General features: G+C 71.2%; 22 protein-coding genes. 15 read left to right on the forward strand and 7 right to left on the reverse strand.

The window, feature by feature from the left end; all coding sequences use genetic code 11:
• Nucleotides 1-14 precede the first annotated feature (14 nt).
• On the reverse strand, nucleotides 15-437 hold the full coding sequence (locus tag H521_RS26240; RefSeq protein WP_211215495.1) for an MFS transporter: 423 nt from the start codon (nucleotides 435-437) through the stop codon (nucleotides 15-17).
• Nucleotides 326-1285 carry an MFS transporter gene (locus H521_RS22495; RefSeq protein ID WP_211215494.1) on the reverse strand — a complete coding sequence of 320 codons (960 nt, stop codon included), beginning with the start codon at nucleotides 1283-1285 and terminating at the stop codon, nucleotides 326-328. Before H521_RS22495 ends, H521_RS26240 begins: the two co-directional genes overlap by 112 nt.
• Nucleotides 1286-1430: 145 nt before the next feature.
• Between H521_RS22495 and H521_RS0109125 the strand changes: the two genes are divergently transcribed.
• Entirely contained in the window at nucleotides 1431-2468 is a 1038-nt protein-coding gene (locus tag H521_RS0109125; protein ID WP_022892721.1) for a LacI family DNA-binding transcriptional regulator, read from the forward strand.
• 39 nt (nucleotides 2469-2507) lie between these two features.
• Nucleotides 2508-3404 (forward strand): alpha/beta fold hydrolase, encoded by an 897-nt coding sequence (locus H521_RS0109130; protein WP_026482109.1) that lies wholly within the window; start codon nucleotides 2508-2510, stop codon nucleotides 3402-3404.
• Nucleotides 3405-3443: 39 nt separating this feature from the next.
• Here H521_RS0109130 and H521_RS0109135 read toward each other — a convergent pair whose 3' ends face one another.
• Nucleotides 3444-3779, reverse strand: coding sequence for a hypothetical protein (locus tag H521_RS0109135; RefSeq protein WP_022892723.1), 336 nt, complete (start codon nucleotides 3777-3779; stop codon nucleotides 3444-3446).
• Nucleotides 3780-3875: 96 nt separating this feature from the next.
• Complete coding sequence (locus H521_RS25000; RefSeq protein WP_026482111.1) at nucleotides 3876-7016, reverse strand: HtaA domain-containing protein; 3141 nt, start codon at nucleotides 7014-7016, stop codon at nucleotides 3876-3878.
• A gap of 160 nt (nucleotides 7017-7176) precedes the next feature.
• Between H521_RS25000 and H521_RS0109145 the strand changes: the two genes are divergently transcribed.
• Genes H521_RS0109145 through H521_RS0109155 form a run of 3 tightly spaced genes read left to right on the forward strand, consistent with a single transcriptional unit; the run spans nucleotide 7177 to nucleotide 10266 of the window.
• Nucleotides 7177-8310: a heme/hemin ABC transporter substrate-binding protein gene (locus H521_RS0109145; RefSeq protein ID WP_022892725.1), complete on the forward strand. Its 1134-nt coding sequence runs from the start codon at nucleotides 7177-7179 to the stop codon at nucleotides 8308-8310.
• A gap of 49 nt (nucleotides 8311-8359) precedes the next feature.
• Entirely contained in the window at nucleotides 8360-9436 is a 1077-nt protein-coding gene (locus H521_RS0109150; RefSeq protein WP_040424343.1) for a FecCD family ABC transporter permease, read from the forward strand.
• On the forward strand, nucleotides 9433-10266 hold the full coding sequence (locus H521_RS0109155; protein WP_084512196.1) for a heme ABC transporter ATP-binding protein: 834 nt from the start codon (nucleotides 9433-9435) through the stop codon (nucleotides 10264-10266). Before H521_RS0109150 ends, H521_RS0109155 begins: the two co-directional genes overlap by 4 nt.
• A gap of 9 nt (nucleotides 10267-10275) precedes the next feature.
• Here H521_RS0109155 and H521_RS0109160 read toward each other — a convergent pair whose 3' ends face one another.
• Together H521_RS0109160 and H521_RS22505 are read right to left on the reverse strand one after the other, a co-directional pair.
• Nucleotides 10276-10659 carry a sterol carrier family protein gene (locus tag H521_RS0109160; RefSeq protein WP_026482114.1) on the reverse strand — a complete coding sequence of 128 codons (384 nt, stop codon included), beginning with the start codon at nucleotides 10657-10659 and terminating at the stop codon, nucleotides 10276-10278.
• A 34-nt stretch (nucleotides 10660-10693) separates the two neighbouring features.
• Entirely contained in the window at nucleotides 10694-11299 is a 606-nt protein-coding gene (locus H521_RS22505; protein ID WP_245560963.1) for a signal peptidase II, read from the reverse strand.
• A 90-nt stretch (nucleotides 11300-11389) separates the two neighbouring features.
• Here H521_RS22505 and purD point away from each other — a divergent pair, with 90 nt between their 5' ends.
• The 6 genes from purD (at nucleotide 11390) to H521_RS22515 (ending at nucleotide 17398) form a co-directional block, all read left to right on the forward strand.
• Nucleotides 11390-12733, forward strand: coding sequence for a phosphoribosylamine--glycine ligase (gene purD, locus H521_RS0109170; RefSeq protein WP_022892729.1), 1344 nt, complete (start codon nucleotides 11390-11392; stop codon nucleotides 12731-12733).
• 130 nt (nucleotides 12734-12863) lie between these two features.
• On the forward strand, nucleotides 12864-13814 hold the full coding sequence (locus H521_RS0109175; RefSeq protein WP_022892730.1) for a phosphoribosylaminoimidazolesuccinocarboxamide synthase: 951 nt from the start codon (nucleotides 12864-12866) through the stop codon (nucleotides 13812-13814).
• A gap of 101 nt (nucleotides 13815-13915) precedes the next feature.
• The gene (locus tag H521_RS0109180; protein ID WP_051159242.1) at nucleotides 13916-14773 is read left to right on the forward strand and encodes a VOC family protein; all 858 of its coding nucleotides are present in this window, start codon (nucleotides 13916-13918) and stop codon (nucleotides 14771-14773) included.
• 88 nt (nucleotides 14774-14861) lie between these two features.
• Nucleotides 14862-15473 (forward strand): TetR/AcrR family transcriptional regulator, encoded by a 612-nt coding sequence (locus H521_RS22510; protein WP_022892732.1) that lies wholly within the window; start codon nucleotides 14862-14864, stop codon nucleotides 15471-15473.
• Nucleotides 15474-15699: 226 nt separating this feature from the next.
• A complete protein-coding gene (locus tag H521_RS25795) occupies nucleotides 15700-15846 on the forward strand; it encodes a hypothetical protein (RefSeq protein WP_022892733.1) in 147 nt (48 codons plus the stop codon).
• A 58-nt stretch (nucleotides 15847-15904) separates the two neighbouring features.
• Nucleotides 15905-17398: a DHA2 family efflux MFS transporter permease subunit gene (locus H521_RS22515; RefSeq protein WP_022892734.1), complete on the forward strand. Its 1494-nt coding sequence runs from the start codon at nucleotides 15905-15907 to the stop codon at nucleotides 17396-17398.
• A 119-nt stretch (nucleotides 17399-17517) separates the two neighbouring features.
• Here the strand turns inward: H521_RS22515 and H521_RS0109205 are convergent, their stop codons facing one another.
• Nucleotides 17518-18168 (reverse strand): TetR/AcrR family transcriptional regulator, encoded by a 651-nt coding sequence (locus H521_RS0109205; protein WP_022892735.1) that lies wholly within the window; start codon nucleotides 18166-18168, stop codon nucleotides 17518-17520.
• 296 nt (nucleotides 18169-18464) lie between these two features.
• Here H521_RS0109205 and kynA point away from each other — a divergent pair, with 296 nt between their 5' ends.
• From kynA to H521_RS22530, 4 genes are all read left to right on the forward strand, one after another.
• On the forward strand, nucleotides 18465-19322 hold the full coding sequence (gene kynA, locus H521_RS0109210) for a tryptophan 2,3-dioxygenase (protein WP_026482116.1): 858 nt from the start codon (nucleotides 18465-18467) through the stop codon (nucleotides 19320-19322).
• Between the two features lie 2 nt (nucleotides 19323-19324).
• On the forward strand, nucleotides 19325-20467 hold the full coding sequence (locus H521_RS22520; RefSeq protein ID WP_022892737.1) for an amidohydrolase family protein: 1143 nt from the start codon (nucleotides 19325-19327) through the stop codon (nucleotides 20465-20467).
• A gap of 32 nt (nucleotides 20468-20499) precedes the next feature.
• Nucleotides 20500-21723 carry a kynureninase gene (locus H521_RS22525; RefSeq protein ID WP_084512223.1) on the forward strand — a complete coding sequence of 408 codons (1224 nt, stop codon included), beginning with the start codon at nucleotides 20500-20502 and terminating at the stop codon, nucleotides 21721-21723.
• Nucleotides 21724-21853: 130 nt separating this feature from the next.
• Nucleotides 21854-22303, forward strand: coding sequence for a hypothetical protein (locus tag H521_RS22530; RefSeq protein WP_022892739.1), 450 nt, complete (start codon nucleotides 21854-21856; stop codon nucleotides 22301-22303).
• The last annotated feature ends 71 nt before the right edge of the window (nucleotides 22304-22374 follow it).

A 22374-nucleotide genomic window follows, 5' to 3' on the forward strand; every position in this document is an offset into this window, starting at 1 on the left:
AGGGCGTCGGCCGGTCAGCGCGTCGAGCGGATGGCGAGCATCGGCACGAAGCCCAGCAGGGTGAGCACGGCGCTGACGACGAGCAGCACCGGGTAGTTCGGCGCGGCGCCGCCGATGCCGAGCAGGAGGGGCGCCGCGAAGGGCATGATCGAGAACGGCAGGGTGATCGCGATGTTCGTGACGCCGAGGTCGCGCGCGGCTGTCGCCGGGTCGTTCATCGTCGCCACGGCGAATCCGATGTAGCTGCCGTACAGCAACCCGGTGCCGACACCCGAGACGAGGCACACCCCGAGCAGGAAGACCGGCACGGTGCCGGCGAACGCGATCACGAGGATTCCCGCCGCGATCGCGACGGCGCCTGCGCCGAGCACCAGCTTTCGGCGGCCGGTGCGGTCGTTGAGCCAGCCGGCGACCGGAGCGATCGCAACCGCGAGGATGCCCGGGACACGTACGCCAGCGTGATGAGCCCGGGCAGTTCGGCCTCGCTCGCCTGGATGCGGTCCTGGAGGATGTAGACCGTGTAGGTCGCGATGACTCCGAGCCCGCAGGAGATCAGGAAGAGCGCGGCGAGGAGCTTGGCGAAATCGGGCGAGGTGCGCGGGTTGACGTAGAAGCTGCCGATGAACTCGCGCAGGCTGAACGGCTCGATGTCGGCGGGCGCCGGGGTGTCATCGCGGAACATGGCGATCAGCACCACCGAGAAGACGATGGCGACGAGCACGGGCAGGCCGAACTGGGCGAGCATGTTCGACGGGAACCACTGCACGAAGAACACGCCGACCAGCAGGGCCGCCGCTGAGGCCGTGCCCGAAAGGGAGCCGACGAGACCCTGCTGCTTCTCGGGGATGCGGTCGGGCACGATCGCGAGTGCCGCGGCGATGGCCGCGTTCACGAACGCCTGCATGATGATCCAGCCGAGCAGGAGCATCGGCATCGAGTTGCTGAGGCCGATGATGGCGGCGCCGGCGATCGTGCCGGCGAGGCCGATCACGATCCAGGGGCGGCGACGTCCGAAGCGGCTTCTCGTGCGGTCGCTGAGCCGGCCGAAGAACGGATTGGCCAGCAGCGCGACGAGCGTGCCGACGCCCGCGGCGATGGAGTAGCTCGTCGTCTTGTTGTCGGGATCGATCTCGGAGATGCGCAGGGCGATCGTGACCGATGCGGGAAGCATGATCGACATCCAGATGCCGAACATGACCAGTGCGTACACCGCGATGAACAGCGGCCCGACCGGCTTACGGGTGGCCGGGGCCAGCACTCCGGGGGAACTGAGTGATGCAGACATTGGGGGATCCTCATCATTGAGACTAGTGGATGGTTGTTCTGGAAGCGTTACCGGAAACGTTTCCGGTAACGCTTCCGCTAAGATAGGCCAGGTCGGGTCACGCGTCAAGCCCGACTTCGAACGAGCGGCGATCACGAGGGGCGAGATGGCACGCAGAGTGACCCTGATCGATGTGTCGAGCGCTGCAGGCGTGGGCATCGCCACGGTGTCGCGGGCGCTCGGCGACCACCCCGATGTCAGCGAGGCGACGCGCGAGCGAGTTCGCTCAGTGGCGCGCGAGCTCGGCTACCGCCCGTCGGTCACGGCTCGTGCGCTCCGCTCGGGCGGCTATCACGCCATCAGCGTGATCGTGCCCGATGCCGGTTGGGGATGGTGGGAGCCCGTCATCCGCGCGGCATTCAGGGCGGCATCCGACGAGGGGTACCAACTCATGGTGCACCCGGTGGCGGGTATCGACGGTGGCACGGCGGCCGTTGTCGAAGGGCTCGCCAACGTGCCCACCGAGGGCGTCATCGTCATCAGCATGCCCGACCAGGATGCCGTTCGCGACGCGTGCGATCGCATCGCGCTGCCCGCCATCGCGGTCGACGACACGAGCCGCGCGGTCCGGTTTCCGACCATCTCCGCACGGAACCGGGAGGGTGCGCGGGCAGCGGTCGAGCACCTCATCGCCCAGGGGCGGCGATCGATCGCGCTGCTTCGCGCCGAACTCGGCGACTCCCCCACCGACTGGGGCGACGGACTCTTCATCGACGAGCGCACGATCGGCTACCGCGAAGCGCTCGAGGCGGCCGGCATCGCGGTCGACGAATCGCTCCTGATCGACTGCGCCGACCCGTTCGACGAATCGCGCGAGATCTGGCCCGAGCTCGACGCCGCGCTCGAGCGCGGGGTGCACATCGACGCCGTCTTCTGCCTTGCCGACCTGATGGCCGCGCCGGCGGTTCGCACCCTGCGAGCTCGGGGGCTGCGCGTGCCCGACGACGTCGCGCTCGTCGGCTTCGACGACGAGCGGGCCGCGGTGCTGATCGACCCCCAACTCACGACGATGCGCCAGCCCTACGCCGAGATGGGCCGATTCGCCGTCGAGTTGCTGCTTCGCCGCATCCAAGGCGAACAGCTCGAGGAACGACGCCACGAGTTCGACACGAGCCTGGTCGAGCGCGCCTCCACCCGACGCTGAGGTCCTCCGCATGTCGGTGTGGTGCTGCAGACTGCCTGCATGGGATTCACTCGCACCGGCACTGTGCGCACCTCGGTGCTCGACATCGCGTACGAAGAGGCCGGCCCTGCAGACGGGCCGGTCGCGGTGCTCGCGCACGGCTTCCCCTACGACGTTCGTGCGTTCGACCAAGCGGCCGAAATGCTCGCGGCATCCGGCGTTCGCGTGATCGCGCCGTACCTGCGCGGGTACGGTCCGACCCGGTTCACCGACGCCACGACGCTGCGTTCGGGTGAGCAGGCCGCCCTCGCGCACGACCTGCTCGACCTGCTCGACGGTCTCGGCGTCGAACGCGCGGTCGTCGGCGGCTTCGACTGGGGCGGGCGTGCTGCGTGCATCGTCGCGGCACTGCATCCCGAGCGGGTCGCGGGTCTCGTCACGGTGGGCGGCTACAACATCTTCAACCCGGCGTTCGCGCAAGAGCCCACCCGGCCCGAGTGGGAGCGCACGTACTGGTACAAGTACTACTTCCACTCCGAGGCCGGCCGGCGCGGGCTGGAGCGCTACCGCGACGAGTTCTGCGAGTTGCTCTGGACGAGCTGGTCACCCGAGTGGGCCGGCGCCGCCGACGCATTCCGGGCGAGCGCCCCGAGCCTGTCGAACCCCGACTTCGTCGATGTCGTGATCCACTCCTACCGGCACCGCTCGGGGCTCGTGGCGGGCGACCCACGATACGCGGCCACCGAGACCGCGCTCGCCGCCGAGCCGCCCATCACCGTGCCGACCGTCGTACTCGAGAGCGGCGCCGACGGCATCGGCGGGCCGCATGCGTCAGACGATCGCGATGCGTTCACCGGGCCGTACACGTTTCGCGAGCTGCCGGGCATCGGCCACGACCTGCCGCAAGAGGCGCCGCGCGAGTTCGCCGACGCGGTCGCGAGTCTCATCGTCACTTGAGGCGGCTGCCGCGGCGGAGCGTTCGGCCGGCTCCGCCGGCTACTCGTCGACCGGCGGGTGGATCGTCTCGTGCTCAACCGTCACCGAGGCTGCGTGACGCGCGGTCGCCCGGTCGATGACGAGCGCGACGACGGCGCCGAGCGCGACGCCGACCGTGGCGCACGCAAGCAGCAGGAAGCCGAAGATCTGGCCCTTGTCGAACTCGTCGTTGTCGGGAAAGGCGACGGTGAGAATGAGCGCCACGACGACGCCCACGAGCGCGCCGAGCATGATGAACCGCGAGTAGCGCGGGGCGCGCCGCACCGTCACCGTGTCACGCGCGATCTCGGTCTCACGCGGGTCGACGGGCTCAGGTGCATTCGATGGGTCGGTCACCCCTCCATTCTCCCGCACCCGTGCTGAAACGGCGACGGGAGGCTCACCAGCTGGGTGAGCCTCCCGTCACTCGACGTTCCGGCGAGTCGGAACGGATCAGGCGGTCGCGCGGCGCTTCCGCTGCACCACGAACACGGTGATCGCGGCGATCGCCAGCACCATCAGTGCCGCGGCGAGCCAGATGAGCCAGGTCGCCTGGCTGTCGGCCGCGGTGTTCTGCGCTTCGAGCTGCGTGGCCGCCGCCGGCTTCACCTCGGGCTTCGCAGCCGCGGCTTCGGCCTCGATGCCGCAATCGGCCGGCACGCCGATCGAGAACGAGACCGGGTCGAGCTCCTCGCCTGCGGTGTACGTGCCGAACGCGGCGGCACCCTCCTCGGTGAAGACGGCGGGGGCCGCCGTCGCCACGAGCGCGTCGCCGTCGCGAGCGAGCACGTCGCCGAGGTCGAGCTTCGCGAACCGCACCGACTGCGCCGTGACGGGCTGACCGTCTTGGGTCGTACCGGTCACGTCGAGACGCAGGTAGCCCTCATCACCGCCGACGAGCTCGATCGACGGGTTCGCGATCGTCGTGTCGAGTGCACCGTCGTGACCCGTGAACTTCACCGAACCCGGGAACGTGACGAGCCCGCGGCCGGTGGCCGCCTCGACCGACCCGGCACCACCGGTGAACGAGAAGACGCCGTCGGCCTCGCTTGCGCCGGTCACCGTCCACTCGCCGTTCGCGATGCCGCCCTCGAGGTACTGCAGGAACGACTGCTTGAAGCCCCAGTGGAGCGTCGCGGCCGTGACGGTGCACAGGCCGGCGGGCGCCGCGATCGTGAATCGGATACCCTTGGCGATCGAGCCCTGGAAGGTGAGCGTGTGCTCGCCCGCCTCGAGGCCGGCGGGCAGGCTGCCCGTCCAGCTGACAACGCCGTTCGCGTCGGCGACCAGGTCTCGTGCGAGCACCGTGGGCGTCGAGTAGACGACGACCATGATGCCGGTCTCAGCGGGCTGGAAGCCGTCGGCGGTGACCGTGACGGTCTTGCCCTCGACGAGAGCGGCGAGGGTCGCGGTGTCGAGTTCGATGCCGGTCGTGGCGGGCGGGGCCGGCGGCACGACGGCCAGCGGGGTCGCCCGCGCCGCAGCCGCCACTGTTCCCGAATTACCGGCGGGCGCTGCTCCCGGCGTGCCGATCACCGCAGTGAGCGGATCGAGGGTCTTGCCCGCCGAGTAGTAGCCGTCGAAAGCCGTCGCGCCGGCGGCCGTGAGGGTCACCGGTGCACCCGCGAACCTCGTGGCACCGCTCGCGATGGACTTCGACGCTGCGCCGAGGTCGACGGTCGCGAAGTCGACCCGGGAGCCGTTGACCGTGAGTTCGAGCACTCCGCTCGTCGCGGTCGTGGCGCGCAGAGTCGGATTCGCGAACGTCAGGTCGAGCAGTCCGCCGTGGCCCGTGAACCGCACCGAGCCGGCGTAACCGGCGGTGCCGGTTCCGGTGATCGGGCTGTACGTGCCACCGGTCTGGCCGAACTGGAAGGCACCGCCCGACTGCGTCGCGCCACCGCCGACCGAGATCGAGCCCTTCGCAGTGTCACCGGCGATGTACCGGCGGAAGTCGCCCGAGACTCCCCACGAGAGCGAGCCGCTCGCGACCGGAACACTCGTGCCGGGTTGCGCGGGCGTCGTCGGCGGGGTGGTGGGCGGGGTCGTCGGCGGCGTGATCTCGTCGGCGAACGAGATCGGCGTGGAGGTCTCGAAGGCCGCGACCTTGGCGCCGCTGCCGGCGTACGTGTAGACGCCGTAGTGGCCGTCGTCGAGGGCCTTGTCGAACTCGCGCACCGTCAGCTCGACCTCGAACGAGCCGTCGGCGCCGATCGCGACCGCACCGGCGGGAGCACCGCCGATGGCGGCGACATCCGCTGCATCGACGACCCACTTCTGCGAATCGGCGACGCGGGCTGACGATGGGGCGCCCGCGCTCGGCTTCCAGTTCTCGAGGAACGAGCCGAAGACAACGTAAGCCCCGGCGAACCTGCCCGCGAGCGGCGGTCGCACTCCATCGGTCGCTGGGGCGTTGGGAACGAACCCGGTTCCCGTGACCGTGACCGTCTCACCCGAGGCGTTGAGCTTGCTCGTCTTCGAGACGGTGACGGTCGGCGTCACTGGCTCGGGCTTCGGCTTCGCGATGGCAATCGGGGCGAAGGCGTCGAGCGAGCGGTCGGTGACCGAGAGGCCGTGGGCCGCGGATGTCGCGGCGACGTACTGCTTCGCCGGGTCGAACGATCCGGCAGGCACCTTCAGCGTCGTCGTGAACGCACCGTCGACCATCTTCGACGCCGGCACCCATGCGAGCGCCAGCCAGCCGGTCGCGACGAGCGGCCCGCTGCCGTTCCAGATGCTCGCGTCGCCGAGCAGCACGTACGCGCCGTTCTTCGCGCCGTCACCGACGTAGCCGGTGCCCGAGACCGTGAAAGTGTGCTCGACTGCGGGGTCGACGTCCGTCGCCGGCGTCACGCTCAGCACCGGGTCTGCGACGGGCTTCGGCTGGGCGATCGCGATCGGGGCGAAGGCGTCGAGCGAGCGATCGGTGACCGAGAGGCCATGGGCGGCGGATGTCGCGGCGACGTACTGCTTCGCCGGATCGAAGCTGCCCACGGGAACCTTCAGCGTCGTGGTGAACGCCCCGTCGACCATCTTCGACGCCGGCACCCACGCGAGCGCCAGCCAGCCGGTCGCGACGAGCGGCCCGCTGCCGTTCCAGATGCTCGCGTCGCCGAGCAGCACGTAGGCGCCGTTCGCGGCACCCGGGCCGACGTAGCCGGTGCCCGAGACCGTGAAGGTGTTCTCGATCGATGGGTCGACCTGGGTGGCCGGCGAGATCGACAGCGTCGGCTCGATCGCGGCGGCTGCCGCGGCCGGCGCGGTCTCGGCCGGCGCGGCGATGCCGGACGCGGCCTCCGTCGTCGGCTCGGTCTCCGCCGGAGCCGATGCGGTTGCCGATGCCGACGCCGGAGGCGCCTGGGGGCCGGCCGATTGCGCGGCATCCGCCGGCGCAGCCTCTGGTACGACGGGCTCCTGCGTCGGCGCGGCATCCTGCGGCGCAGGCTCCTGCGAGACGGCCGCCGGCGGAGCGAACTCCTCGGCGAACGCCGGTGCAGTCGCGAGCGTCGAGCCGCCGAGGGCGAGCAGCGCCGCGAGGGCGGCGGCGAGCCAGCGCCCTCCCGCACGGGTGGATATCGATGACGGTGTCTTCACGACGCGGTCCTCCAGGCATGGCGAAGCCGCGGCGCGCACAGGGCGCTCCGCGGCATCGCGAGGGGTGATCGAGGGAAAGCCGAGTTAGGTAAGGCTCAACTAAGAATGAAGCTAGAGTGATCACGCCGCCCTGTCAACTTTAAGGTAAGGCTTACCTCACTTGGCTACCTTCATCGCCTCCCGTCGTTCATCGCGCCATGCGTACGTCGCCCTGCTCGTCGCAACCGCGCTGCTCACGAGCGGCTGCGCCGCGGCAGCATCCGGATCCGCCGCCGAGCCGCACTGCGAGGCCAGTGCGCTTCCATTCGCCGAGCTCGCGATCGACGAGGCTCCGCGCGCCGTCGAGGGTCCGTCGACCGCGTGTCTCGCCGACGCCGCGCTGCCGACGATCACGTCCCACGAGTCGCCGCAACTCCCGGCGACGGTCACCGACGACGAGGGCACCGAGGTCACGGTGACGGATGCGTCGCGCATCCTCGCCCTCGATGTCGCAGGTTCGCTCGCGGCGACGGTGTTCGGACTCGGCCTCGGCGACCGCGTCGTCGGGCGTGACAGCTCGACCGGGTTCGCCGAGGCATCCGCTCTGCCGGTGGTGACGCAGGGCGGGCACAACCTGACCGCCGAGGCGCTGCTCGCGCTCGACCCGAGCGTCGTGATCACCGACACCACCCTCGGCCCGCTCGACGTGCTCGACCAGCTCCGCGACAGCGGAATCCCCGTCGTGATCACCACGTCGGAGCGCAGCCTCGACAACATCGACGAGCTCATCGGGCAAGTGGCCGCTGCCCTCGGCGTGCCCGAGCGGGGGCGGCTCCTCACCGAGCAGGTCGACGCCGACCTCGCCCGGGTGCTCGCCGACATCGACGCGGCAGTCCCCGACGACCCGGCCGTGCGGCCGCGCATCGCGTTCCTCTACGTGCGCGGCTCGGCGAACGTCTACTACCTCTTCGGCGCCGAGTCGGGCGCCGATTCGCTCATCGAGTCCATCGGCGGCGTCGACATCGCGAGCGAGATCGGCTGGCAGGGCATGCGGCCCGTCACGGCCGAAGCACTCGTGGCGGCCCAGCCCGATCTCGTGCTGCTGATGAGCGGCGGGCTCGACTCGGTGGGCGGCGTCGACGGACTGCTCGAGCGGGTTCCGGCGCTGGCCTCGACCCCCGCCGGCGTGCATCGACGATTCGTCGACATGGCCGACACCGAGATCCTGAGCTTCGGCCCCCGCGCACCGCAGGTGGTCGAGGCCCTCGCCCGGGCGGTGTGGGCACCGGCGCAGTCGGGGTTCCTCGATGAGTAGCGTGCGAGGCACCGGCACGGTCACGACCCCGGCCGACGATGTGGTGCCCATGCTCGGCGCCACGAGAGGGCGACCGACTGTGCCCCGAGGCGGCCTGCGCCTCCGCCACGCGGTGCTCTTCGGCGGGCTCGCGCTCGCGCTCGGGGCGTGCGTGATCGTCTCGGCGGGCGCCGGCCAATTGCCCGTCGCACCGGCGGAGGTCTGGACGTCGCTGCTGCGCGGGCTCGGCCTGAGCGATGCGCCCGAGGCGCTGCCGAACACCGACTCGGCGCTCTGGAACATCCGCTTCCCACGCATCGCGATGGCACTGCTCATCGGCGCGGCACTCGCCATGGCCGGCACGGTCATGCAGGCGATCTTCGCGAACCCGCTCGCCGAACCCGGTGTCGTGGGCGTCTCTTCGGGCGCCGCGCTCGGCGCCGCCGCCGCGATCGTGCTCGGCTGGACCGCCCTCGGCGATTGGGTGACGGCGACCGCCGCATTCGTCGCGGGGCTCGGTGCGACGCTCGTCGTCTACCTCGCGAGCCGCGCCGGCGGCCGCACCGAGATCGTGACCCTGGTGCTCACCGGCATCGCGATCAACGCCTTCGCGGGCGGCGCGCTCGCGTTTCTCACCTTCATCGGCGACACCGGCTCACGTGAGGAGATCGTGTTCTGGCAGCTCGGCTCGCTGAACGGCGCTCGCTGGCCCGAGGTGGCGGTCATGCTCCCGCTCGTCGTCACCGCGGGCGCCGCCGCGCTCGTGCTCGGCCGCACCCTCGACCTCTTCTCGCTCGGCGAGCGCGGCGCGCGTCATCTCGGCGTGCGGGTCGAGGCGGTGCGCATCATCGCGATCGTCGTCGTGGCCGTGCTCGTCTGCTCGGCGGTCGCCTTCGCGGGCATCATCGCGTTCGTCGGGCTCATCGTGCCGCACCTCATGCGCATGGTGATCGGCCCCGCCCACCGCCCGCTGCTCGTGGCGAGCGCCCTCGGCGGCGCCCTTCTGCTGCTGCTCGCCGATCTTGCGGCCCGCACGATGGTGCCGATGGCCGACCTTCCGATCGGCATGCTCACCTCGCTCATCGGCGGCCCGTTCTTCTTCTGGTTGCTGCGCCGCACGCGCCGCCGTTCGGGAGGCTGGGGATGAGCCGGCAGCAGCAGGAAGCGCGCGCAGCCACAGGCACCGGCGCCGTGACGGATGCCTCGGCCCGGCTCGCCCTGACTGCCACGGGCCTCGCCGTCGAGATCGACGGCGCACGGTTGCTCGAGGGCGTCGACTTCACCGCAGCCCCGGGCCGGGTGCACGCGCTCATCGGCCCGAACGGGGCGGGCAAGTCGACCCTGCTCGCGGCGCTCGCGGGCGATCGCGCCACCGCGGCGGGCACCGTGCTGCTCGACGGCACGCCCGTCGCGCAGCATGCGCCGAAGGCACTCGCACGGCTGCGTGCCGTGCTCACGCAAGAGCACATGGTCTCGTTCCCGTTTCCGGTGCGCGAGATCGTGGCGATGGGCCGCCACCCGTGGGCCGGCACGGATGCCGCCGACGACGACGACCTCGCGATCGAGGCGGCCATGGCCGCAACGGACGTCTCGCACCTCGCCGCCCGCACCGTGCCGTCGCTCTCGGGCGGCGAGCGGGCGCGCGTCGCCCTCGCGCGCATCGTCGCCCAGCGCACACCTGTGCTGCTGCTCGACGAGCCGACGGCGGCGCTCGACCTGAAGCACCAGGAGGACGTGCTGCGCCTCGCCCGCGCGCACGCCGCAGCGGGCGCCACGGTCGTGGTCGTGCTGCACGACCTCAATCTCGCGGCCGCCTACGCCGATGACGTCACCCTGCTGCGACTCGGTCGGGTCGTCGCGACCGGCGCACCGGCCGAGGTGCTCACGGCCGAGCGCATCGAGGCGGTCTACGGGCAGCCCGTCGACGTCGTGCCGCACCCGCGCACCGGGGCGCCACTCGTGCTGCCGGTGCGGTGACGCGATGGCTCAGCGAACGATCGGCAGCACCTCGGTGAGGTCGGCCCGCTGCCCTGAGGCGTGCACGCGACCGTTGGCACGGGCGTCGGCCCAGGAGAGGTCGCCCGATGCGAGGGCGAGCCACGTTGTGACATCCGTCTCGACGACGTTCGGTGGTGTGCCCCGCGTGTGCTTCGGCCCCTCGATGCACTGCACCGCGCCGAACGGCGGCACGCGCACCTCGACGGTGCCGCCGGGCGCCTGCTCGGCGAGCAGCTGCAGCGAGTAGCGCACCGCGAGCGCGAGCGTCGACCGATCGACGGATGTCGCGGCATCCGCCCCATCGGCGGTGACCAACTGCACGACGGTCATCGCCGCCCGCCCGATGTCGTCGCCGATCCTCACGCGTGCCATGCCCACCATTCTCCCACCCGTGGGCGAGCCGCGCTCAGGAAGCGGCGGAGGCCGGCGAATCCGTGGTGCCGGGATCGGTGTCGGCCGGGTCGGTTGTCTCGGCATCGGCCGCGCGCCCGCCCCTGATCGTGATGCCCATGAACGTCAGCACGAGGATCATCACGGCGCCGGCGAAGATCGCGATGTCGGCGACGTTGCCGATGAAGAGGTTGCCGTAGCCGATGAAGTCGACGACGTGCCCACGGCCGAAGCCCGGTTCGCGGAACAGCCGGTCGCCGAGGTGGGTGATCGCGCCGCCCAGCAGGAGTCCGAACGCGATCGTCCAGCCGATGGAGCCGACCCGCCAGGCGAACCACGCGACGGCGATCGCGCCGATGCCGGCGAGGATCGCGAAGATCCAGGTGAAGCCGGTGCCGATCGAGAACGCGGCGCCCGGGTTGTAGACGAGCACGAACCGGATGAGCTCGCCGATCACGGGAATGGTGCGGCCGTCGCCGAGCTCGGCCTCGGCCCACCACTTGCTGCCCTGGTCGATGAGCACGACGACCACTGCGATCGCGAGCACCCACCAGAAGAGACGGTGCCGGCCGGTGCTGGGAAGGTCTCGCGCGTCGTCGGCGCCGGGGCTCACTGAGGTCACCCGCACCATTCTCGCAGCCCGCTCGAGCGCGCCGGGCCGTCGAGCCGATGCAGCGCGTCATCGCGGTGGCCGAAGGGGTAGCCTGAACCGGTGAGAATCCTGGTCCTCGGCTCCGGCGCGCGCGAGCACGCCATCATCCTCGCGCTCCTCGACGAGGAGGCCGGCCACGAGATCATCGCCGCTCCCGGCAATGCCGGCATCGCGGCATCCCACACCTCGTCGGCCCGCGGCAGCGTCACGACCATCGCCCTCGATGCCGCCGATCCCGGCCTCGTCACCGACTACGCCCTCGACAACGACATCGAATTCGTCGTCATCGGCCCAGAGGCGCCGCTCGTCGCCGGCGTCGCCGATGCCCTGCGCACCCGCGGCATCGCCGTGTTCGGCCCGGGCAAGGCCGCGGCAGCGCTCGAAGGCTCGAAGACGTTCGCGAAGCGCATCATGGAGACCGCCGGCGTGCCCACCGGGCGGGCGAACCTCGCCGAGACGCTCGAGGCCGTCGAGGCGACCCTCGACGAGTTCGGCTCGCCCTATGTCGTGAAGGCCGACGGACTCGCAGCGGGCAAGGGCGTGCTCGTCACCGACGACCGCGCCGCTGCAGTTGCGCACGCCACCCACTACCTGCAGCAGGGCCCCGTGCTGATCGAGGAGTTCCTCGACGGCCAGGAGGTCTCGCTCTTCCTGCTCTCCGACGGCACCAACGTGCTGCCGCTCTCGCCGGCGCAGGACTACAAGCGCTTGCGCGACGGCGACGCCGGCCCGAACACCGGCGGCATGGGCGCCTACTCCCCCCTGCCGTGGCTCGCCGACGCCGACGACGGCCGGGGCGGTCGCTTCGGCAGCGAGCAGGCGTTCGTCGACGAGGTCATCGAGACGATCGCACTGCCCACGGTGCGCCAGCTCGCCACCGAGCAGACGCCGTTCATCGGGCTCCTCTACGCGGGCCTCATCCTCACCACTCGCGGCATCCGCGTCATCGAGTTCAACGCCCGGTTCGGCGACCCCGAGACGCAGGTCGTGCTGCCGCGGCTCGAGACCCCCCTGTCGGGCCTGCTCTACGCCGCGGCGACCGGCGGGCTCGGCTCGCTGCCGCGCCCGGTCTTCCGGCCGGATGCCGCGGTCACGGTCGTGCTCGCGAGTGAGGGGTACCCCGAGGCGCCCGAGACCGGGCGGCCGATCGAGGGCATCGAGGCCGCGGCATCCGTGGCCGGCGTGCACCTCGCCCATGCCGCGACGGCCATCGGTGCGGCGAGTGCCACCGGCACGGCGACCGATGATCTGCCGCTCATCGCCACCGGCGGCCGCGTGCTCAACGTGGTCGCCGTCGGCGACGGCTTCGCCGAGGCGCGCCGCCGGGCCTACGAGGCCCTCGCGCACCTCAGGCTCGACGGCGGCCAGTACCGCACCGACATCGCGGCTCGCGTCACCGAATAGCGAGTGCTTGAAGCTTGCGCACCAGCCCGAGTACCCGACGTGCGCCCAAGGTCGATTCGCGCGTGCACGACGGGTCCTCGTGGGCACATCGGGTACTCCAGCGTCAGCGCGACGCTCGTAAACTGGGGCGGTGAGCGAATCGCAGGAGCACCCAGGCTGGACCCACGTCTACTCGGGCAAGGTGCGCGATCTCTACGTGCCCACCGCACTGCTCGTCGATGACGACAGCTGGACCGGCGACCCCCTGAGCCTCTCGCCCGTCGTGCTCGTGGTCGCGACCGACCGAGTGAGCGCCTACGACAGCGTTCTCTCCCCCGCGATCCCGGGCAAGGGCGCGATGCTCACGAGCCTCACGCGCTGGTGGTTCGACCAGCTGCCCGAGGTGCCGAACCACCTGGCGCAGCCGCTCGACGACCGCCTGCAGGCTCTCGACCTGCCTCCGGTCCCGGCCGAGTTCGCCGAGCGCGGCACGCTCTGCCACACGCTCGACATGTTCCCGATCGAGTGCGTCGTGCGCGGCTTCATCACCGGCGGCGGCTGGAAGGAGTACCAGCAGACGGGCGCGATCGGCGGCATCCCGCTGCCCGAGGGGCTCTCGAACGGCGACCGGCTGCCCGAGCCCATCTACACGCCCGCGTGGAAGGCCCCCATGGGCGAGCACGACGTGAACGTGTCGTACGAGCGCACGGTCGAGCTCGTCGGCGAGGTCGTCGCCGCGCAGCTGCGCGAGCTCTCGCTCGAGATCTTCACTCGCGCCTCCGAGATCGCCGAGACCCGCGGCCTCGTGCTCGCCGACACGAAGTTCGAGTTCGGCGCCGACCGCGCGACCGGCATCGTGACGCTCGCCGACGAGGTGCTGACCTCCGACTCGTCGCGCTACTGGGATGCCGAGGCATACGCGACCGCGGCCACGCCCGAGCTGCGCATGGCGAGTTTCGACAAGCAGATCGTGCGCGACTGGCTCACCGCCAATTGGGATCAGGATGTCACCGAGGAGCCGCCGACGCTCCCCCACGAGATCGTCGAGCAGACAGCCGCGCGCTACCGCGAGCTGCTCGAGCGGTTGACGCTGCGCGCCTGAGGCCTCCCGGAATACCGTCGCCGAGGCATCCGTTACTATTAGTTGTGATTACAACCAATGGCCAGCCCGCCGGCGCGGGACTGCTCGCCGCCGATACCGGCATGGGCGCGGTGACGCTGCGCGTCGGTGATCTCGACGCGATGATCCGCTACTACCGCGACGGCGTCACGCTCGACCTGCTGAGCCATGACGGGCCCGTCGCGGTGCTCGGCCGCGGCGCGACGCCGATCGTGATCCTCGAGCACGCGCCCGAGCTCAGGCACGCCTCGCCGCGCGACGCCGGCCTGTTCCACACGGCGATCCTCTTCGACACCCGCGAGGCACTCGCGACCGCGATCTACTCCGTGGCCGCCAAGCACCCCGGCACCTTCACCGGCAGCGCCGACCATCTCGTGAGCGAGGCGTTCTACTTCACCGACCCCGAGGGCAACGGCGTCGAGCTCTACTTCGACCGCGACCGCTCGCAGTGGAGCTGGGTGCACGGCACCATCGAGATGGGCACGCTCTACCTCGACCCGAACACCTACCTGCGCGAGCACCTCACCGAACGGGCAGCGGATGCCGCGGCATCCGTCACCGCCGACGCCACCTCCCGCCTCGGCGACGCCGTGGTCGGCCACGTGCACCTCTCGGTCGGCGACATCGCGAGCGCGCGCGAGTTCTACGTCGACCGGCTGGGTTTCGAGACGACGGCGAGCATGGGCGACCACGCGCTCTTCGTCTCGGCCGGCGGCTACCACCACCACATGGCGATGAACACGTGGAACAGCCGTGGCGCCGGCCGCCGGGGCCTCGCGCTCGGACTCGGCAAGGTCGAGATCGTGGTGCCGGGCGCCGACGACCTCGGCGCGCTCGGCGAGCGCATGGCGCACCACCGTGTGCCGACCCGCGACGACGGTCGCACCCTCGCGTTCGACGACCCGTGGGCGAATCTCGTCGAAGTGCGCTCGGCCGGCTGAGTCACGACGACGTTCGCTGTTGCCGGCCGGCAAGCGCGCAGACGCAGACATTTGCGCTTCGACCATGAGTGAGTGTACAGTCACTCATATGGCAATCAAGCTCTCCACTGCAGAGGAACGGCGACCGCTCGTCATCGCCGCCGCGATCACCGCATTCGCCCGCACGGGCTACCGCGGCACCACGGTGGCCGACGTTGCGGCCGAGGCTCGCATCTCGTCGGCATACGTCTTCAAGCTCTTCCCGAGCAAGGAGCAGCTCTTCGTCGGCGCGCTCGACGCCTGCTACGACCGCGTGGTCGAGTCACTCGGCCACGGGGTGGAACACGCGACGAACCCCACCCCCGACGGCATCCTCGATTCGATGGGCGGCGCGTACGCCGAGCTCATCGCCGACCGCGACCTGCTGATGCTGCAGGTGCACGCGCAGTCGGCGGTCGAGGTGCCCGAGATCGGAGCCGCCCTCCGGCGCGGCTACCGGCGCGTGACGGAGTTCGCATCGACGAGGTCGGGCGCGACGGATGCCGCGGTGCAGCGGTTCATCGCCTTCGGCCAACTCTGCCACCTCGTAGCCACGCTCGGCATCGACGACTCCTCGGAGGCCTGGGCGGCCACGCTCGCCGCGGGCATTCGCCACCCCGACTTCACCGCGGCGGCGCCCGGCTCCGCGGCCGGCTCGAGTACCGGCGGCAACGCCGCGTGAACCGACCGCCCGAACCCGTCACGCCGAAGGGAGGTGCTCCATGAAGTCCGAACGCGTCATGCGCTGGGTCGCCCTGATCCCGCTCGTGCTCCTCGACCTCGCGATGTTCTCCGCCTGGTCGTAGCCGCCGTCGCCGCCATCGCCCACGCGTCTCGTCGCCGTGGGCAATTGTTCCACCTCGATAGTGACTGACTAGTCACTCATTACAAACGAATCGGAGTTTTCCATGAACGACACGAATCCCGCCACCGCCACCGCCACCGGCCCGACCGCAGCCAGCCCGGGCGGCCACTCGACCGAGCGAGTGCTCTGGTGGGTCGCCTTCGGAGTGCTCACCTTCGCCGCACTGGCGATGCTCTCCCTCTGGAACTGATCTCCCCTCCCGACGGGTCTCCTCGGGGCATCCGTCATCGAATCGAAAGGACACTCCGATGAACACCACCCGCCTCTCCGAGGCCCGGTCGCAGCAGCTCGCTGCGACCGGCGCCGCGGCCCCGACCTCGCCCGACCGCACCCACCTGCGCTGGTGGGCCCTCGGCGCACTCGCACTCGCCCAGTTCCTCGTCGTGCTCGACGCCTCGATCGTGAACATCGCGATCCCGAGCCTCGGCACCGACCTCGGCCTCGACCAGGGCGCGCTCGCCTGGGTCATCACGGCCTACGTGCTGCCCTTCGGCAGCCTGCTGCTGCTCGGGGGCCGGCTCGCCGACCGATTCGGTCACCGCAAGGTCTTCCTCGTGGGCACCGTCGGCTTCGTCGCGGCCTCCGTCGCCGCCGGCCTCGCCCCTGACGGCACCTGGCTGCTGGCGTCACGGACCGTGCAGGGTGCATCCGCGGCCCTGCTCGCGCCCGCGTCGCTCGCACTCGTGACCCGACTCTTCACGACGTCGGCCGACCGCGCCAAGGCGCTCGGCATCTGGGGCGCCGTGGCGGGAATCGGCAGTGCCGCAGGCGTGCTCGCGGGCGGACTGCTCACGGGCGCGTTCGGCTGGGAGGCGGTGTTCTTCGTGAACGCACCCATCGGCGCGATCGTGCTCGTCGCCGTTCCCTTCCTCGTGGCACGAGACCGACGCGGCGCCACGACGACCCTCGACCTGCCCGGTGCCGCAACCGTCACCGCCGGCCTCGTCGCGCTCGTCGCCGGCCTGTCGAACGCCGAGGCGCTCGGCTTCGGGCATCCGCTCGTCATCGCGCTGCTCGCAGCCGGCGCCGCCCTGCTCGCCGTGTTCGTCGCGATCGAGCGCCGCACCACGATGCCGCTCGTACCGATGGAGCTCTTCCGTAATCGGGCGGTCACGGCGGGAAATGTCGTGATGCTGCTCGTCGGCGCCGCCATGGTCGCACTGTTCTTCGCACTCTCCGTGTTCCTGCAGGAGCAGCTCGGCTTCGATGCGCTGGCCGCCGGCCTCTCGCAGCTCCCGCTCGCCGGGGCACTCGTCGTGATCGCCGGCATCGTGCCGCCCTTCGTCGCCCGATTCGGCATCCGCCCCGTGCTGACCGCCTCGCTGCTCGTGCTCACCGGCGGGCTCGCATGGCTCGCCGCAGCGCCGAGCGGCGCCGAGTTCGTCGTGCACGTGCTCGGCCCGAGCCTCGCCATCGGGGTCGGACTCGGTGGCGCCTTCGTCACGGCGACCCAGCTCGCGGTCGACGGGGTCGACGGCGGGGAGTCGGGCCTCGCGGGCGGCCTCGTGAACACGAGCCAGCAGATCGGCGGCGCGCTCGGGCTCGCGGTGCTCGGCGCCGTCAGCGGGGCGGTCTCGGCCGCGCTCGGTGAGAGCGGCGCGAGCGCCGAGGTCGTCGCGGCAGGAGGGTTCCGTGCGATCTTCGTGGGTGCTGGAGTCGCGGCGCTGCTCGCAGCGGTGGCCGTGGTGACGATTCGCCCGGCGGGCGCCCCCGGTGAGGCCCGCCTGCAGGGTCGCGCCTGACCAGCTGACCACTCGCTCACGTGACGCGAATCGACCTTCGAGCGGCCGCTCGGGGTCGATTCGCGTCACGTCGCGTGCGGTCGGGCGCGGGGCAGGACAGCCGGGAGATCACCGCGACGTCAGCGCGGCGCGGGCTTCGGCCCCTTCGCGTGCGACATGTCGTGGAACGCGGCGAAGGCCTGCGCCGGCGCCGGCATCGGCGTGGTGCCCGGCCGCGCCCGGAGCCCGTCGAGCACGATCGTGAGCTGGCGCCGCCAGAACGGCAGGTACTCGCGGCCGTACTGGCCGAGCGAGCCGAGCATGTCGACGAGGATGCCCAGATCGACCGCGGTGACGTCGTCGCGAAGGGCGCCCTCGGACTGCGCCCTCGCCACGAGGCCGTTGACGACCTCCTCGAACTCTGCGCCGGGGCGATACGAGGGATCGAGTTCGGCGACGCGACGCATCACGGCGGGCAGGAACGGCGATTCGGCCACCCAGGCGCCGAGCCGTTCGACGTAGAGCTCGACGGATCGCCATGCCGTCTGGGCGCCGAGGATCTCGGGGGCGAGGTCGTGCAACTCGGCCACGGCAGCGTCGTAGATCTCTCGCACGAGCGCGTCGCGGTTCGCGAAATGGCGATAGACCGTGCCCGCTCCGACACCGGCACGGGCGGCGAGCTCGTCGAGCGGCGCGTCGATGCCGCGCTCCGCGAAGAGCTGCCGCGCCTCGTCGAGCAGGCGTGCATGATTCCGCCGCGCATCGCGGCGAGACGAGGTCGACGAGCTCACGCTTTCACTGTACGCGCGCAGCTCGGGTATGATTCGGAGGGTCGTCTCCGTTTACCCGAGCGGGGTCGATTTCCCTCGGGGAGAGGGACACGCTGCGCGGCGGGCAACGAGCCGGTTCGTCCGGGACGGGGGCGCCCGCCGCGTCAGTGCAGCTGCCGTCGTCCCGCCGGCGCCATCTGCCTGCGCAGCGTCGACTCGTCCCGCTGGCCATCCGGCTCGCGAGCCACTGGCGGCCGATGCCGCGTGGCTAGGCTGGTGCCGTGACTCCTGAGCCAACCGAACCGGGCGACGACGCGATCGACGGCGTCGAAGCGAACACCCGCACGATCGAGGCATCCGTCGTCACCGACTTCAGCGATCGCATGAGCTACGGCGGCTACCTCGACCTGCCGACGCTGCTCCGCGCCCAGCGCCCGATCAGCCGGCCCGAGCACCACGACGAGCTGCTGTTCATCATCCAGCACCAGACCACCGAGCTCTGGCTGAAGCTCGTGCTGCACGAGCTCGAGACCGCCCGCGACCTGCTGCGCGCCGACGAGCTCGGCCGCGCGCTCAAGTGCATCGCCCGGGTGAAGCACATCCAGAAGACCCTCACCGAGCAGTGGTCGGTGCTCGCGACCCTCACCCCCACCGAGTACGGCCAGTTCCGCGGGGTGCTCGGCAACGCGAGCGGGTTCCAGTCGTACCAGTACCGCGCGGTCGAGTTCGTGCTCGGCAACAAGAACGCGAAGATGATGCAGGTCTTCGAATCGGATGCCGCGGCGAGCGTGATTCTGCGTCACGCGCTCGAGTCTCCGAGCCTGTACGACGAGTTCCTGCGCCTGCTCGCCCGCCGCGGCTACCCGATCCCCGCGTCACTGCTGGAGCGCGATGTCACCCAGGCGTGGACGTTCGCGCCCGAGCTCGTGCCGGTCTTCGCAACGATCTACGCCGACACCTCCGAGCACTGGGCGGCCTACGAGACGTGCGAAGAGCTCGTCGACCTCGAAGACAACTTCCAGCTGTGGCGGTTCCGACACCTGAAGACGGTCGAGCGCATCATCGGGTCGAAGACCGGCACGGGCGGTTCGAGTGGCGCGACCTTCCTGCGGCGCGCGCTCGACCTCACCTTCTTTCCCGAGCTCTACGCCGTGCGCACCGAGATCCCGGGTTGACCATGGCGCCGCCGCTCGACCTCGGACCGCTGGCTCGCCCCGTGCGCCGCTCGCTGAACGGCGAGCACCCGGGCGAGGTCGGCACGATGCTGCCGCCGCTCATCGACCACCACGTGCACCTGATGATCATCGGGCCCGATGCGCTGCGCGACACGGCGATCGCCGGCGTCGTCGACCTCGGCGGCCCGCTCGACACGATCTCGGCGTACGCGCGGCGCAGCGGCGTGCCCCGGGTCGCGTTCGCCGGCAGCTTCCTCACGGCGCCGGGCGGCTACCCGGTCGGCCGCTCATGGGCCGCACCCGGAAGCGCCCGCGAGATCGCCGCCGATGCGGGTGACGGGCGCGCCGCCCTGCCGAGCTCGGTCGAGACTGCGGTCTCGGAGCAGCTCGCGTTCGGGGCATCCGTCATCAAGGTCGCACTCAACTCGGCGACGGGCCCGGTGTTCGACCGTGCAACGCTCGAGACCATCGTCGCGAGCGCGCACGCGCACGGGCTGCCGGTGGTCGCCCACGTCGAGGGCGAGGGGATGTCGCGGCTCGCGATCGACGCCGGCGTCGACGCCTTCGCGCACACGCCCTTCACCGAGCGCCTCGACGACGCGCTCGTCGCCAGCGCCGTCGCGGCGGGCCAGCGCTGGATCTCGACGCTCTTCGTCGCCGGCTACGGCGAGCCGACACCCGCGACCGCGATCGCGGTCGACAACCTGGCACGGTTCCGCGCGGCGGGCGGGCGGGTGCTCTACGGCACCGACCTCGGCAACGGCGAGCAACCGCTCGGCGTGAACCCGGCCGAACTCGAGCTGCTGGTCGACGCCGGCCTCGCGGCATCCGAGCTCATCGCCTCGATCACCGAGGTGTGGCCCGCCGCGGTCGCGACCGATCGCCACGGCATCGCGACCTTCGTGCCGGGGCCGCCGCCCGTCTCGGTCGACGACGTGCCGCGCTGGCTCGCGACCGCGCGCGTCGTGGCGGTCGAAGACCTGGAGCCCTATGCCGGCCGGCCCGCCTCCGATCGAGCCGCCTCCGATCAGCCGGGCACCGCACCCGAACAGCCGGGCACCGCACCCGAACCGCCAGGCACCGCACCCGAACCGCCAGGCACCGCACCCGAACAGATCCGCACCGACCACCTGGAGCCCCAGTGACGCTCGACCCGCATCTCGCCTTCGCCCGCCGCATGGATCGCTCCGACGGGCTCGCCCACTATCGCAAGCGGTTCGCAGGTGCCGAGACCGACCTCGTGTACTTCGACGGCAACTCGCTCGGGCGGCCGCCGGTCTCGGCGATCGAACGGGTCGAGCGGTTCCTGCGCGACGACTGGGGCGGCCGCCTGATCCGCGGCTGGGATGAAGCGTGGCTGCAGCTGCCCACCGAGATCGGCGACCGCATCGGCCGGGCCGTCATCGAGGCGAAGGCCGGACAGACCGTGATCGGCGACTCGACGACGGTGCTGCTCTACAAGCTCGCCCGCGCCGCGGTCGACGCCCAGCTCGCGCGCGACCCCGCTCGCCGCGAGATCATCGTCGACACCGACAACTTCCCGACCGACCGCTACGTGCTCGACGGCATCGCGAAGGAGCGCGGCATGCGGCTGCGCTGGATCGAGGTCAACACGACGGCCGGGGTGACGCCCGAGCAGCTCGCAGAAGCGGTCGGCCCCGAGACGGCGCTCGTGGTCGTCTCGCACGTCGCCTACCGTTCGGCCTACCTCGCAGATGCTCCCGAGCTCACCCGCATCGCGCACGACGCCGGTGCCCTCATTCTCTGGGACCTCTGCCACTCGGCGGGTTCAGTGCCCGTGAAGGCCGACCTCTGGGGCTTCGACCTCGCCGTCGGATGCACCTACAAGTACCTGAACGGCGGCCCGGGCTCGCCCGCCTTCGCGTACGTGCGCGACGACCTGCAGGCCGTGCTCGCCCAGCCGATCCAGGGCTGGTGGGGCACGACCGACATGTTCGCGATGGGGCCCGACTACGAGCCCGTGCCCGACATCAGGCGCTTCCTCTCGGGCACGGCGCCGATCGTCGGCATGCTCGCGATGGAGGAGACCCTCGCGATGATCGAGGAGGCCGGCATGCCGGCGCTGCGCGCGAAGTCGGTCGCACTGACCGAGTACGCCATCACGCTCGCCGGCGACTGGCTCGCCCCGCTCGGGGTGACGCTCGCCTCACCGGCCGACGCCGAGGAGCGCGGCGGCCACGTGACGCTCCACCACAACGCGATGCGCGAGGTGACCGCCCGGCTCTGGCAGCGCGACGTGATCCCCGACTACCGCGATCCGGGCGGCCTGCGCATCGGGCTGTCACCGCTGTCGACGAGCTTCGAAGAGGTGCACCGCGGGCTCGCCGCGACCCGCGACACCCTCAAGACCGTGCTGCTGGAGCGCGCCGGGCTCGCCTGAGGTGCAGCTTCGTCATGTGGCCGGCGGCCGCGTTACCACCCGCACCAGCTCGTGACAAGCCCACCGGGCGATCCGGGCCTCTCCCGGCCGGCGAGCGTACGATGACTCGATCACCGGCGAAGGGAGCATCATGTCCGACACCGACCGAAACATCACGAACGCGAAGACCGCCGCGCAGAACACCGCAGCACGAGCGAGCGATGCCATGAGCGACACCGCAGCGCGAGGGAGCGATGCCGTGAACGACACCGCCCAGCGAGCAGCGGATGCCGCAGCCGATGCTTCGACGAAGTTCTCGAGTACCGCGGCCGACGCTGCCGACACCGTGAGCGACACCGCAGCGAAGGCATCCGACGCAGCGCACGACCTGTTGAGCGATGCGAAAGGCAACGCCACCGAGGCGATCGATGCCATCGCGGAGCAGGCGAGCACCGCGGCGACCGCAGCGAAGGAAGCCGCGAACGACGGCGTCGCCTATGTCAAGGCGCAGTACCGGGAGAACCCCGGTCGGGTCATCGCGGTCGGCGCGGCAGCCGTCGTCGCCCTCGGCCTCATCATCAAGGGGCTGCGGCGGCACTGACGACTGCACCCCCGAACGGCCCGGCAGACCGCCGTGCCGGGCACCGCAGTTCTCCCCGGTAGAATCGACGC

This window comes from Agromyces subbeticus DSM 16689 (genome assembly GCF_000421565.1).
Classification (GTDB): domain Bacteria; phylum Actinomycetota; class Actinomycetes; order Actinomycetales; family Microbacteriaceae; genus Agromyces; species Agromyces subbeticus.

Excerpts from the sequence above, each read along its gene's own strand:
- H521_RS0109125 (WP_022892721.1), top strand. The coding sequence starts at position 1,431 with ATGGCACGCAGAGTGACCCTGATCGATGTGTCGAGCGCTGCAGGCGTG.
- H521_RS22530 (WP_022892739.1), top strand. The coding sequence starts at position 21,854 with ATGTCCGACACCGACCGAAACATCACGAACGCGAAGACCGCCGCGCAG.
- H521_RS25795 (WP_022892733.1), top strand. The coding sequence starts at position 15,700 with ATGAACGACACGAATCCCGCCACCGCCACCGCCACCGGCCCGACCGCA.
- H521_RS0109150 (WP_040424343.1), top strand. The coding sequence starts at position 8,360 with ATGCTCGGCGCCACGAGAGGGCGACCGACTGTGCCCCGAGGCGGCCTG.
- H521_RS22495 (WP_211215494.1), bottom strand. The coding sequence starts at position 1,285 with ATGTCTGCATCACTCAGTTCCCCCGGAGTGCTGGCCCCGGCCACCCGT.
- H521_RS0109160 (WP_026482114.1), bottom strand. The coding sequence starts at position 10,659 with ATGGCACGCGTGAGGATCGGCGACGACATCGGGCGGGCGGCGATGACC.
- H521_RS0109130 (WP_026482109.1), top strand. The coding sequence starts at position 2,508 with ATGGGATTCACTCGCACCGGCACTGTGCGCACCTCGGTGCTCGACATC.
- H521_RS22510 (WP_022892732.1), top strand. The coding sequence starts at position 14,862 with ATGGCAATCAAGCTCTCCACTGCAGAGGAACGGCGACCGCTCGTCATC.
- H521_RS0109155 (WP_084512196.1), top strand. The coding sequence starts at position 9,433 with ATGAGCCGGCAGCAGCAGGAAGCGCGCGCAGCCACAGGCACCGGCGCC.
- H521_RS22520 (WP_022892737.1), top strand. The coding sequence starts at position 19,325 with ATGGCGCCGCCGCTCGACCTCGGACCGCTGGCTCGCCCCGTGCGCCGC.
- H521_RS0109180 (WP_051159242.1), top strand. The coding sequence starts at position 13,916 with ATGGGCGCGGTGACGCTGCGCGTCGGTGATCTCGACGCGATGATCCGC.
- H521_RS22525 (WP_084512223.1), top strand. The coding sequence starts at position 20,500 with ATGGATCGCTCCGACGGGCTCGCCCACTATCGCAAGCGGTTCGCAGGT.
- H521_RS22515 (WP_022892734.1), top strand. The coding sequence starts at position 15,905 with ATGAACACCACCCGCCTCTCCGAGGCCCGGTCGCAGCAGCTCGCTGCG.